The organism is Colwellia sp. MB3u-41, from assembly GCF_014076845.1.
GTDB lineage: Bacteria > Pseudomonadota > Gammaproteobacteria > Enterobacterales > Alteromonadaceae > Colwellia_A.
Genome location: NZ_JACGUT010000033.1, coordinates 1 through 12910, shown reverse-complemented (window position 1 = coordinate 12910; position 12910 = coordinate 1). Strand labels below are relative to the sequence as shown.

Genomic DNA, 12910 nt, shown 5'->3' with positions numbered 1-12910 from the left:
ATAATGAACTGTACTACTAATTTATTGGGTTTTGAAGTATCAACACTTCCGGTTACAGAAATAGTTTCTTCGTCACTACTTGGTGAAAAACAACTCGTAGTGAATACTCTGAATCCACACTCCTATGCGGAGCAAAAGCAAGATTACGAATTTAAAAATGCCTTACTTAATAGTGATGTATTAATCCCTGATGGAAGTGGTATGGTTCTAGCTGCTAAATTTTTAAATAGTGACGATATAGATAAAATAGCTGGTTACGACCTCTTTTTTGAAACAATGACTCAATTATCTAAAACAGGGGGGAAAGTATTCTTCTTAGGTTCAACTGAGACTGTTTTGAAGAAAATAGTTCAAAGGGCTAAAGTAGACTTTCCAAAAGTAGAAGTTTATACACTTTCACCACCTTTTAAGAAAGATTTTGACGATGCTGATCTTACTGATTTTTCTAAAAAAATAAATGATATTAAAGCAGATGTTGTTTTTGTTGGGTTGACAGCCCCTAAGCAAGAAAAACTGATTGTAAAATTGAAAGAATTTACCCATGTAAAGTTTTTGAGTGGAATAGGGGCCGTATTTGATTTTTACGCGGGAACAGTTAAACGTCCTTCAGAAATATGGTTGAAATTACATTTAGAATGGTTAGTTCGTCTAATCGGAGAGCCTAAGCGTTTATGGAGAAGAAATTTCATTTCCACTCCCACTTTTTTGATAGACCTTTTAAAATGTAAAATAAGAAAGGACGCAAAATGAGCCATAGTAAGTTAGATTGCTTCAAAGCTTATGATATTCGCGGACAATTAGGCGAAGAACTAAATACCGATGTTGCTTATCGTATTGGTCGAGCTATGGGCGAAATTTTACAACCCAAGATAATAGCTGTGGGTGGTGATGTTCGTTTAACTTCAGAAGAATTAAAGCTCGCATTAGCTAATGGTTTATTAGATGCAGGTGTGGATGTTATCGATTTAGGGATGACAGGTACCGAAGAAATTTACTTTGCAACTTCACATTTAAACGTTGATGGTGGTGTTGAAGTCACAGCAAGCCATAATCCTATGGATTATAATGGCATGAAATTAGTTAAAGCTGAATCAAAACCTATCAGTGGCGATACAGGATTATTCGACATTCAAGCTTTGGCTGAAACACAAAACTTTGCCGAAAAACCATTAATTCGTGGAACGTTGACAAAATCATCAACATTAACAGCCTACGTTGAACACCTACTTGGTTATATCAATTTTGCTAATATCAAACCATTAAAGCTAGTTGTCAATTCAGGTAATGGTGCTGCTGGTCATGTTGTGGATGTTATTGAAGCTGAATTTCAGAAAAACAATGTGCCGATTGAGTTTATTAAGGTACATCACGAAGCAAATGGTAACTTCCCTAATGGTATTCCAAACCCACTCTTGTCAGAAAATAGACAAGACACTACAGATGCCGTTATCACCAATAATGCAGACATTGGCATTGCTTGGGATGGTGACTTTGACCGTTGCTTCTTGTTTGATGAAAAAGGTGAATTTATAGAAGGTTATTACATCGTAGGTTTATTAGCTGAAGCATTTTTGCAAAAAAATGCAGGAGCTAAAATTATTCATGATCCTCGTTTAACTTGGAATACGATTGATGTAGTCACTGCTGCTGGTGGTGAGCCAGTACTATGTAAAACCGGTCATGCTTTTATTAAAGAACTTATGCGTAGTGAAGATGCGGTCTATGGTGGTGAAATGTCTGCCCATCATTATTTTCGTGATTTTATGTATTGTGATTCAGGGATGATCCCTTGGTTATTAGTCGCTGAATTACTTTGTGTTAAAAACCTCAAGTTATCAGATGCTGTTGCGCAGCGTATTAAAGCTTATCCGTCTTCAGGGGAGATTAATTCAAAACTTGAAAATCCGAAATTAGCGATTGCACGGGTGTTAGAAAAATATCAGACTGATGCCGTATTAGTTGATCATACTGATGGTATATCATTGGAATTTATTGATGCTGACGGTGAATGGCGTTTTAATTTACGAAGCTCTAATACTGAGCCTGTAGTTAGGTTAAATGTAGAGTCTAAAGGTAATGTTGAGTTGATGAATGTTAAAACTGAAGAAATTTTAATTTTGTTAAGAACGTAAATACGCTTAGGTTTTAATGTTATTTTTAAAAGAAATGATATCAATATAGCAGTTACAGATTACGCAGGTATTATTAAATGCAGTGCTATTATTAGTGAAAATAAAACCAATAATGAATTAGGTTATCAACCTAAAGAATCGTTCGAAACTGGCATTGCTAAAACAGTTGCTTGGTATTTAAATAATGAACAATGGTGGCAGTCTGTAATGGATGGTTTTTATCAAAACTGGATAGCTGCTCAATACAAATAAAGAAGTACCAGATAACTATAAAAGCGATATCAACTGATATCGCTTTTTATTTTGTGTCGAACGTTTATTTTCTTATTTAATAGTAGTGACAATTGCTAAAAGTCTCTTTAATATTAGTTATCGTAATAATTTAAGGATGATAATGCAAAACAAAATAACAAAAGCGGTAATCCCCGTTGCAGGCTTAGGTACTCGTATGTTACCAGCAACTAAAGCTATTCCCAAAGAAATGTTGCCAATTGTAGACAAGCCGATGATCCAATACATTGTTAACGAGTGTGTTGCCGCGGGTATTAAAGAAATTGTGCTAGTTACCCATTCTTCAAAAAACGCGATTGAAAATCATTTTGATAAATCCTTCGAGTTAGAAACGACTTTAGAGAATCGTGTAAAACGTCAGTTGCTTGATGAAATTCAAGCGATTTGTCCGAAAGACGTTACCATACTGCATGTTCGTCAAGGTGAAGCGAAGGGCTTAGGTCATGCTGTATTGAAAGCGCGCCCTATTATCGGTAATGAACCTTTTGTTGTTGTACTGCCTGATGTACTTTTAGACGAAGAGAGTGCTGATTTAAAAACTGAAAATCTTGCAGCAATGTTAACACGTTATAATGAAGTAGGGGGTTATAGTCAAATTATGGTTGAACCTGTTCCTATGGACAAAGTCAGTAGTTACGGTGTTGTTGACTGCGGCGGACACGATTTAGCGCCAGGCGAGTCAAAAACGATGACCGCAATTGTTGAGAAACCAGCCATTGAAGATGCGCCATCAAACTTAGCCGTTGTTGGGCGTTATGTCTTGTCTGAGAAAATTTGGGATTTGTTAACATTAACGCCTCCTGGTGCGGGTGATGAAATTCAGCTAACTGATGCTATTGCCATGTTAATGGAAAAAGAAACGGTTGAAGCTTTTCATATGACAGGCAAATCACATGACTGTGGTTCTAAACTCGGTTACATGAAAGCGAATGTTGAATACGGTTTACGCCACCCTGAATTGGCTGATGATTTTAGAGCTTATTTAACTGAGTTGATGAAATAACAACTATTTTGTACTTTTGTATTTTGTACTTTTTTAGTTTTGTCGTCATGCTGAATTTATTTCAGTATCTGGTTTTTGTTGTAAGTACAGATCCTGAAACAAGTTCAGGATGACGGAGTGTTTGTATCAGGATGATGGTAATCGTTTTGTACTTTTGTCGTCATGCTGAATTTATTTCAGTATCTGGTCTTTGTTGTAAGTACAGATCCTGAAACATGTTCAGGATGACGGAGTGTTTGTATCAGGATGATGGTAATCGTTTTGTACTTTTGTCGTCAAGCTGAATTTATTTCAGTATCTGGTTTTTGTTGTTGCAAGTACAGTTCCTGAAACAAGTTCAGGATGACGGTGATGGTTGTTGCAAGTACAGATCCTGAAACAAGTTCAGGATGACGGAGTAGAGTTCAGGATGACTGTTATCCAACAGGATGATGGTGTTGGTATCAGAGAGTCTGTGATCGTTTAGTACTTTTGTCGTCATGCTGAATTTATTTCAGTATCTGGTTTTTGTTGTTGCAAGTATAGATCCTGAAACAAGTTCAGGATGACGGTTATCTCGCATGACGGTGTTTGTGTCAGGATTACGGTTATCCCACAGGGTGACGGTAATTCGTTTGCACTTTTGTCGTCATGCTGAATTTATTTCAGTATCTGGTGTTCGTTGTTATAAGTACAGATCCTGAAACAAGTTCAGGATGACGGAGTAGAGTTCAGGGCGTCGGTGATGGTATCAGGATGACGTTTATCCCACAGAATAACGGTGTTGGTATCAGCATGACGTTCTTTCACTTATTTTAAATTTACTATAAGAAAAGTCTACATATGGATATATCTTCTTTATCAGCGCTTTCAAAAGCGGCTAAATCTCGAGCAATTATTTCATTATTCACCACTGACCAAAGCCGTGCTGAGCATTACTCAACCGGCAATGCCGGTCTATACCTCGACTTTTCTAAACAAAATATTAACGCAACAGAGCTTAATCAGCTTTTTGAATTAGCAAAAGAATCAGGTTTAGCTGAAAAAATAAACGCGCAGTTCTCAGGTGATATAATTAATAACACTGAGCAGCGCGCCGTGCTTCATACCGTTCTTCGTGCCCCTAACGAAAAAAAACAAGCGATATTAGGAGCACAAGCTGACGACGTTATTGCCAATGAGCAACACATGGCCGACATCGTTAATGATATTAGCTTGGGAGCGTTACTTTCAGCTTCTGGTGAAAAGTTCACTGACATTATCGCTATTGGTATTGGTGGCTCTTATTACGGTATTAAAGTAGCGCTTTCTGCATTAAATACTTTTCATACCACTGGCTTGAATGCCCATGTTATTGCCAATGTTGACGGTGCTGCCGTTGAAGAGAAACTCGCTAAGCTGAATGTTAATACCACCTTGGTGGTTGTTATTTCTAAAACCTTTACCACCCAAGAAACGTTGCTTAACGCATTAGCGGTTAAAAACTGGATGCTTAAGCATTCAACCTGTTCTGACATTATTGAAAAGCAATGGTTTGCAGTTAGCACCAATATCGTTAAAGCGACTGAGTTTGGTGTTTTAGAAAAAAACATTCTACCCATGTGGGATTGGGTGGGTGGCCGTTTCTCTCTTTGGTCTGCCGTTGGTTTACCGCTAGCTTTAGTGATTGGTAATGAAAATTTCAATAAGCTTAAGCAGGGCGCTTATAACATGGACCAGCATTTTCAAAATGCTCCCTTTGAGCAGAATATGCCGGTGTTAATGGCACTGCTTGGTATTTGGAATCGTAATGCTTTGCAATATTCAAGCCTTGCTATATTACCTTACGACCATTCTTTGCGGGCTTTACCCGGTTATCTTCAACAAACTGATATGGAAAGTAATGGTAAGTCAGTGTCTAATGCTGGCGAGAAGTTAGCATGGCAAACCGCCCCTACTGTTTTTGGTCAAGAGGGGACGAATGGTCAGCATGCTTTTATGCAATTAATGCATCAAAGTGATGATATTATTCCTACCGATTTTATTGTCTGTTTAAAAGGCGCGAGCCATTTACCTGAGCATCATCAAGTCTTAGTGGCTAATTGTTTTGCGCAAAGTGAAGCGTTAATGCGCGGTAAAACGTTAACTGAAGTTAACGATGAACTTAACGCTGCTGGCTTAACACCTAGTGAAATTTCTACACTTGCGCCACATAAAACCATGAAAGGTAATACCCCCAGTAACACGTTATTACTTGAAGCAATGACCCCCGAAAACTTAGGGGCATTGCTTGCACTTTATGAGCATAAAATTTTTGTGCAAGGGGTTATTTGGCAGGTAAATTCTTTTGACCAATGGGGTGTTGAACTCGGTAAACAATTAGGCAACCGTATTTTGTCAGCAATCAAAGGTGGCGAAATGTCAATGCTGTCAGCTTCAAGTCAAAACTTAATCAAACGTTTTAATACCGCAAGCAATTAAGTCGCCTTAAAATAAGGTCAATAACGAGTCAGAAAACTGGCTAGTTATTGACTTTTTAACTGCAAATCATTAGTATTCTCGCGCTTTTACCTTGATATTCCCTCAAATAAGTCAATTAACGCTTCTCGTTGAATTTTCCTATTATTAGGACATCGTTAGGTTACACCCCACTATTTACAAAATGAGAGTGCAATGTTCGAATTACATGCCAGTAAAGTTTCCAACCTGAAGAATGATGTTCTTTCAGGGTTAACCGTCGCCTTAGCGCTAGTGCCTGAAGCAGTTGCTTTTGCTTTTGTTGCCGGTGTCGACCCATTAGTCGGTTTATATGCGGCTTTTATGGTGGGTTTAATTACCTCTATTTTTGGTGGTCGTCCAGGCATGATTTCTGGTGCAACTGGCGCAATGGCCGTTGTGATGGTCAGTTTAGTTGCTCTTCATGGCGTTGAATACTTATTTGCGACCGTAGTGTTGACCGGCTTGTTACAAATACTCGCGGGTATATTTAGGTTGGGTAAATTTATTCGTTTAGTGCCTCACCCCGTTATGCTCGGCTTTGTTAACGGTTTAGCTATCGTTATATTTCTTGCTCAGCTAGGGCAATTTAAATTCACTAATGAAGCGGGTGAATTAGAATGGTTGCAAGGCACCCCTCTTTATACTATGGCAGGGTTAATTATTTTAACCATGGCAATTATTCATTTTTTTCCTAAATTAACAAAAGCGGTACCATCAACCTTAGTGGCTATTGTGGTTGTTACTTTGTTGGTGTTAGGTGTTGGTCTTGATACAAAATTAGTGGGTGATGTTGCTTCTATTGCGGGTGGTTTACCCACATTTAGTATTCCAAGTGTTCCTTTTGATTTAGAAATGTTAAAAATAATATTTCCTTTTGCACTCGTGCTAGCGGCGATTGGTTTAATTGAATCATTATTAACCTTAACCCTTATTGATGAATTAACGGGTACTCGTGGCCGTGGCAATAAAGAATGTATTGCACAAGGTGCAGCGAATACCGCTTGTGGTTTTTTTGGTGCTATGGGTGGTTGTGCAATGATTGGTCAGTCAATGATCAACGTGAACTCGGGTGGCCGAGGTAGAGCCTCAGGTATTACCGCGGCATTAGCATTACTTGGCTTTATTTTATTTGCATCAGGTCTCATCGAACAAATTCCGTTGGCGGCCTTGGTCGGTGTTATGTTTATTGTGGTTATTGGCACTTTTGAATGGTCGAGTTTTCGTATTTTAGGCAAAGTACCTAAAGCGGATGCTTTTGTTATTATTCTTGTCTCGGGTGTTACTGTTTATTCTGACCTTGCTATCGCTGTTGTTGTGGGTGTGATTGTCTCAGCGCTCGTGTTTGCTTGGGAACATGCAAAACACGTTACTGTGCATCGTTCAACTAACGAGCATGGTTCAACCGTTTATGATGTTAAGGGACCGTTATTTTTTGGATCGGTTTCAAACTTTTTAGAGCAGTTTGATATGGACGAAGCAAGTATCGACATTATCGTTGAATTTAAAAATTCACGCGTTGTTGACCATTCAGCTATTGAAGCGATTGATACCTTAGCTGACCGTTATTTGTCGCGTGGTAAAACCATGCATTTAAGACATTTAAGTAGTGAATGTACCAAGTTGCTCACCAAAGCGGGCAGTTTAGTTGAAATCAATGTGATTGAAGACCCTGACTATCATATTGCTACTGATAAACTAGACTAATATGATACAAGCCTATACATTATGTATAGGCTTTTTATGTTTGGCCGAAGGTTTTTATGCAATTAGAGTTTTTTGATGTTCCCAGCCCTTGTGTGGGTGTTTGTCAGTCTGATGAAAAAGGCAATTGTCTTGGCTGCTACCGTACGCGTGAAGAACGCCAAACGTGGATAAGCTTAACGTCTGACAATAAGCAAAAAGTCGTTAAGCGCTGCTTGCAACGTAAAAAACGTAAAAATACCAAACCGAAAGTCAAAGTGATGGAAACTAGCGCTGAAGTTTTACAGCCTTCATTACTTGACCCTCAATCAAAAGCCAAACAAGATACGTCAACTGACCTTGATTTCGGTGACTTTGAACTTTAATACTATCATTCTCAACAGACTCTTTAGTCTTGAAAATACTCTGTAATCCTGAAAAAACACGTCATCCTGAACTTGTTTCAGGATCTGTACTTACTCTACAAAGACGAGATACTGAAATAAATTCAGCATGACGACACGGGAGTGAGCAAATGCGAATCGTGAACAAGCCACTTTCCGTCATCCTGAACTTGTTTCAGGATCTTTACTTGCTCTACAAAAACCAGATACTGAAATAAATTCAGCATGACGACACGGGAGTGAGTAGGGACGAGATACTAAAATAAATTCAGCATGACGACACGGGAATGAATAAATGCGAATAATAAACAAGCCACTCTCCGTCATCCTGAATACTACTCCGTCATCCTGAACTCGTTTCAGGATCTTTACTTGCTCTACAAAAACCAGATACTGAAATAAATTCAGCATGACGGCACGGGAGTGAACAAAGACCAGATACTGAAACAAGTTCAGCATGACGACACGGGAATGAATAAAGACCAGATACTGAAATGAATTCAGCATGACGACACGGGAGTGAAAAAACCAGATACTGAAATAAATTCAGCATGACGGCACGGGAGTGAACAAAGACCAGATACTGAAACAAGTTCAGCATGACGTTTCAGCCCCACGAATAATACCCACTTAGCTTAATTACTTTCCATTCACCGTAAATGTGTAACCATTTAACGTAATTGGCTAAGGTTCACTTGCTGTATTGTTCAAATCATTTTATTGTTATCCATCAAAACCCAAAATAATAATCCGCACAGGAAGCATTAAATGCATATCAAGCAAAGCATCGCGCCTACGTTGTTGGCGCTTAGCGTATCACTCGCGTTATCTGGCTGTTTAGAGTCTGAGCAGCAAGACCCAAAAGTGTCTATTAATAAAAACCCTTATCCGAGTACTTACCAACCATTACCTAAGCAAACAACATTAATCAAAAATACTACAGTATTAATTGGTAATGGTGAGCGCATTGATAATGCTGATGTGTTAATGACTGATGGAAAAATATCTCAAGTGGGCAAAAACTTGTCTGCTGCGGGTGCTGTCGAAATTGATGGAACAGATAAATGGGTTACGCCTGGTGTTATTGATGTGCATTCGCATTTAGGGGTTTATCCAAGCCCATCGGCTGAGTCACACTCAGATGGTAATGAAATGAGCTCGCCCAATACCTCTGAAGTTTGGTCTGAACATAGTATTTGGCCACAAGACCCGGGTTTTAATGCTGCCCGCGCTGGCGGTGTTACTACAATGCAAATTTTACCTGGCTCTGCTAATTTATTTGGTGGCCGTGGTGTAACGCTTCGTAATGTATCAAGCCACACGATGCAAGGCATGAAATTTCCAGAAGCGCCTTATGGTTTAAAAATGGCTTGTGGTGAAAACCCTAAGCGTGTTTACGGTAGCCGTAAAATATTACCCTCAACTCGTATGGGTAACATGGCAGGTTACCGCATGGCTTGGGCAGAAGCGACTGAGTATAAACATGCCTGGGAAAAATACGACCGTGACTACGAAGCGGGGAAAAATCCATTAGCGCCAGCACGTGACCTAGAGCTTGATACTCTGCGCGGTGTGCTCGACGGTGAAATTTTAATTCATAATCATTGTTACAAAGCTGAAGAAATGGCGATGATGATTGATCTAGGTAAAGAGTTTAATTACCCGTCAGGGACTTTTCACCATGCGATTGAAGGTTACAAAATTGCTGACTTATTAGCTGAGAATGGAAATTGTGCAGCCATGTGGCCTGATTGGTGGGGTTTCAAAATGGAAGCTTACGACATGATCCACGAAAACGTTGCGGTTGTTAACGCGGTTAAAAACTCTTGTGCGATTGTTCACTCAGACTCAAACAGTACTATTCAGCGTTTAAACCAAGAAGCAGGTAAAGTCATGTACCGTGCTAACGAAAATGGTTTTGCCTTAAAACCAGCAGAAGCGATCCGTTGGATCACCTTAAATGCGGCTAAATCTTTAGGCATTGATGATAAAACGGGTAGTTTAGAAGTTGGGAAAAATGCGGATGTGGTGCTTTGGAATCAAAGCCCTTTTAGTGTTTATGCACAAGCTGAACAAGTCTTTGTTGATGGTGCAAAAGTGTATGACCGCTTTGATGATAAATATCAAGCAACAAGTGACTTTATGTTAGGGCAAGCTGAAGTTCCGGCTTTACCTAAAAAGGGAGGGCAGTAATCATGAAAAAAATTAAGCTATTTAAAGCCTCGTTAGTTGCACTTGCTTTAGCGGCAATAAGCCATGCTAACGCAGAAAGTTTAGCAATAACCAATGCCACTATCCATACGGTTACTGAACAGGGCGTTTTAACAAATGCCACAGTTGTTATTGATGACGGAAAAATTATTGCGATTAATCCTGAAAAAATTGATGCTGATGTAACCTTCGATGCGATGGGTAAAATATTGACACCGGGTTTAATTGGTGCTATGAATTCATTAGGTTTGGTTGAGGTAAATGCGGTATCAAGAACCCGTGATGCTAGTGATAAAAAAGCAGACATTACTTTTGATGCTTCAATCGCTTTTAATCCACGTTCAACGGTTGTGCCTTATACACGCAAAGGTGGTATCACCAGTAACGTTTCAGTGCCTAGCGGTGGTGATAGTATGTTCAAAGGGCAAACCTTTGTAACTGACCTCTCAGGCGAATTTGACAGTGTTTACCTTAAAGAAAATGCCGTTATCATAGATTTAGGAGCGAAAAGTAGCGGTTCACGCGCTCTAAACTTACAAAAATTGCGTTACACGCTTGAAGACGCCAAAAAATCCTTAACCAAAGCTGCTGAAGACGCTAAAACAGCGAAAAAAGACAAAAAAGCTGACGACAAGCAAAAAGAACCGAAAGAACTAAAGCGTGATGCAAAAATTATCAATGCCTTACTAACCGGTGATAAACCGCTTGTAGCTTATGCTGACCGCGCCACAGACTTACTCGAATTACTGAAATTAAAAGCTGAATTTAATCTTGATTTAGTGATCGCTGGCGGTGCTGATGCGATATTAATTACTGAGCAATTAGCTGCAGCGAAAGTACCGGTTATATTTGGCGCTTTAGATAATTTACCGAGTAGTTTTGATTCGCTGCATTCATCGTTAGACAATACGGCGAAATTAACCCAAGCAGGTATCAATGTCGCTTTAGCCATAAACGACGCACATAACTTATATCAGCTGCGTTTCGAAGCGGGTAATGCAATTGCTAATGGTTTAACTAAAGACCAAGCACTTGCCGCTGTTACTGCCAATGTTGCCGATGCTTTTAATATTAATGCGGGTCGTATTGCCGTTGGTAAAAAAGCTGACTTAGTTTTATGGAGTGCTGACCCTTTCGAGCTTAGTACGAAAGTTGATAAAATGTGGATTGACGGTAAAGAAATCTCAACGCAGAGTCGTCAAGACAAACTGCGTAAACGCTATACCACTGAAAGTGATATGCCAAGAGGTTACACGAAGTAACTTTTATTGGCAGTTTGTTATTCGATAGCGAAAAGCATTAAACGAACATTTGTTTAATGCTTTTTTTTTGCGCTTTGTTGTTTAGCATTTTTGCTGTGATGCTGAATTTTCCTAAAGGGATTTAGCTACTTAGTTTTTTTCGTCATGCTGAATTTATTTCCCGTGTCGTCATGCTGAATATCTTTCTCTTGTCGTCATGCTGAATATCTTTCTCTTGTCGTCATGCTGAATTTATTTCAGTATCTGCTCTTTGTTATTGTCAGTACAGATCCTGAAACAAGTTCAGGATGACGGAGTAGTATTCAGGTTGACGGAGAGTGTTTATTTATGATTCGCATTTTCATACTCCCGTGTCGTCATGCCTAATATATTTCTCTTGCCGTCATGCTGAATTTATTTCTCTTGCCGTCATGCTGAATTTATTTCAGTATCTGCTCTTTGTTATTGTCAGTACAGATCCTGAAACAAGTTCAGGATGACGGCGTAGTATTCAGGTTGACGGAGAGTGTTTATTTATGATTCGCATTTTCATACTCCCGTGTCGTCATGCCTAATATATTTCTCTTGCCGTCATGCTGAATATCTTTCTCTTGTCGTCATGCTGAATTTATTTCAGTATCTGCTCTTTGTTATTGTCAGTACAGATCCTGAAACAAGTTCAGTATGACGGCGTAGTATTCAGGTTGACGGAGAGTGTTTATTTATGATTCGCATTTTCATACTCCCGTGTCGTCATGCCTAATATATTTCTCTTGCCGTCATGCTGAATATATTTATCTTGCCGTCATGCTGAATTTATTTCAGTATCTGGTTTTTGTTATTGTCAGTACAGATCCTGAAACAAGTTCAGGATGACGGCGTGGTATTCAGGATGACGGAGTAGTATTCAGGTTGACGGAGAGTGGTTTTTTTATGATTCGCATTTTCATACTCTCTTGCCGTCATGTCTAATATATTTATCTTGCCGTCATGCTGAATTTATTTCAGTATCTGGTTTTTGTTATTGTCAGTACAGATCCTGAAACAAGTTCAGGATGACGGCGTGGTATTCAGGATGACGGCGTAGTATTCAGGTTGACGGAGAGTGGTTTTTTTATGATTCGCATTTTCATACTCTCTTGCCGTCATGTCTAATATATTTATCTTGCCGTCATGCTGAATTTATTTCTCGTGTCGTTATGCTGAATTTATTTCAGTATCTGCTCTTTGTTATTGTCAGTACAGATCCTGAAACGAGTTCAGGATGACGGCGTAGTATTCAGGATGACGGCGTAGTATTCAGGTTGACGGAGAGTGTTTATTTATGATTCGCATTTTCATACTCTCTTGCCGTTATGCTTAATATATTTATCTTGCCGTCATGCTGAATTTATTTCAGTATCTGCTCTTTGTTATTGTCAGTACAGATCCTGAAACAAGTTCAGGATGACGGAGTAGTATTCAGGATGACGGCGTAGTATTCAGGATGAC

10 protein-coding genes are annotated in these 12910 nt (G+C 39.2%); 8 read left to right on the top strand and 2 right to left on the bottom strand.

All coding sequences use genetic code 11. From position 1 onward, the window contains the following. The first annotated feature begins 3 nt into the window (after positions 1-3). The 6 genes from H4J73_RS01960 to H4J73_RS01935 all read left to right on the top strand — a co-directional run bounded on the left by H4J73_RS01960 (position 4) and on the right by H4J73_RS01935 (position 7949). The gene (locus tag H4J73_RS01960; RefSeq protein WP_182223679.1) at positions 4-750 is read left to right on the top strand and encodes a WecB/TagA/CpsF family glycosyltransferase; all 747 of its coding nucleotides are present in this window, start codon (positions 4-6) and stop codon (positions 748-750) included. Further along, positions 747-2132: a phosphomannomutase CpsG gene (locus H4J73_RS01955; protein ID WP_182223680.1), complete on the top strand. Its 1386-nt coding sequence runs from the start codon at positions 747-749 to the stop codon at positions 2130-2132. Before H4J73_RS01960 ends, H4J73_RS01955 begins: the two co-directional genes overlap by 4 nt. 394 nt (positions 2133-2526) lie before the next feature. Next, positions 2527-3426: a UTP--glucose-1-phosphate uridylyltransferase GalU gene (gene galU, locus H4J73_RS01950; protein ID WP_182223681.1), complete on the top strand. Its 900-nt coding sequence runs from the start codon at positions 2527-2529 to the stop codon at positions 3424-3426. Positions 3427-4248: 822 nt separating this feature from the next. After that, complete coding sequence (gene pgi / locus H4J73_RS01945) at positions 4249-5865, top strand: glucose-6-phosphate isomerase (RefSeq protein ID WP_182223682.1); 1617 nt, start codon at positions 4249-4251, stop codon at positions 5863-5865. A gap of 192 nt (positions 5866-6057) precedes the next feature. Further along, complete coding sequence (locus tag H4J73_RS01940) at positions 6058-7587, top strand: SulP family inorganic anion transporter (RefSeq protein WP_182176881.1); 1530 nt, start codon at positions 6058-6060, stop codon at positions 7585-7587. Between the two features lie 56 nt (positions 7588-7643). Continuing rightward, positions 7644-7949 (top strand): DUF1289 domain-containing protein, encoded by a 306-nt coding sequence (locus tag H4J73_RS01935; RefSeq protein ID WP_182176880.1) that lies wholly within the window; start codon positions 7644-7646, stop codon positions 7947-7949. 177 nt (positions 7950-8126) lie between these two features. On the opposite strand, the gene H4J73_RS01930 is transcribed toward H4J73_RS01935, so the two are convergent. After that, positions 8127-8294, bottom strand: a complete 168-nt coding sequence (locus tag H4J73_RS01930; RefSeq protein ID WP_182176879.1) for a hypothetical protein — start codon at positions 8292-8294, stop codon at positions 8127-8129. Positions 8295-8310: 16 nt separating this feature from the next. Continuing rightward, a complete protein-coding gene (locus H4J73_RS01925; RefSeq protein WP_182176878.1) occupies positions 8311-8568 on the bottom strand; it encodes a hypothetical protein in 258 nt (85 codons plus the stop codon). A 167-nt stretch (positions 8569-8735) separates the two neighbouring features. Between H4J73_RS01925 and H4J73_RS01920 the strand changes: the two genes are divergently transcribed. Both H4J73_RS01920 and H4J73_RS01915 read left to right on the top strand, forming a co-directional pair. After that, entirely contained in the window at positions 8736-10160 is a 1425-nt protein-coding gene (locus H4J73_RS01920; protein ID WP_182176877.1) for an amidohydrolase, read from the top strand. A gap of 11 nt (positions 10161-10171) precedes the next feature. Beyond that, the gene (locus tag H4J73_RS01915; protein ID WP_182177633.1) at positions 10172-11440 is read left to right on the top strand and encodes an amidohydrolase family protein; all 1269 of its coding nucleotides are present in this window, start codon (positions 10172-10174) and stop codon (positions 11438-11440) included. Positions 11441-12910 lie beyond the last annotated feature (1470 nt).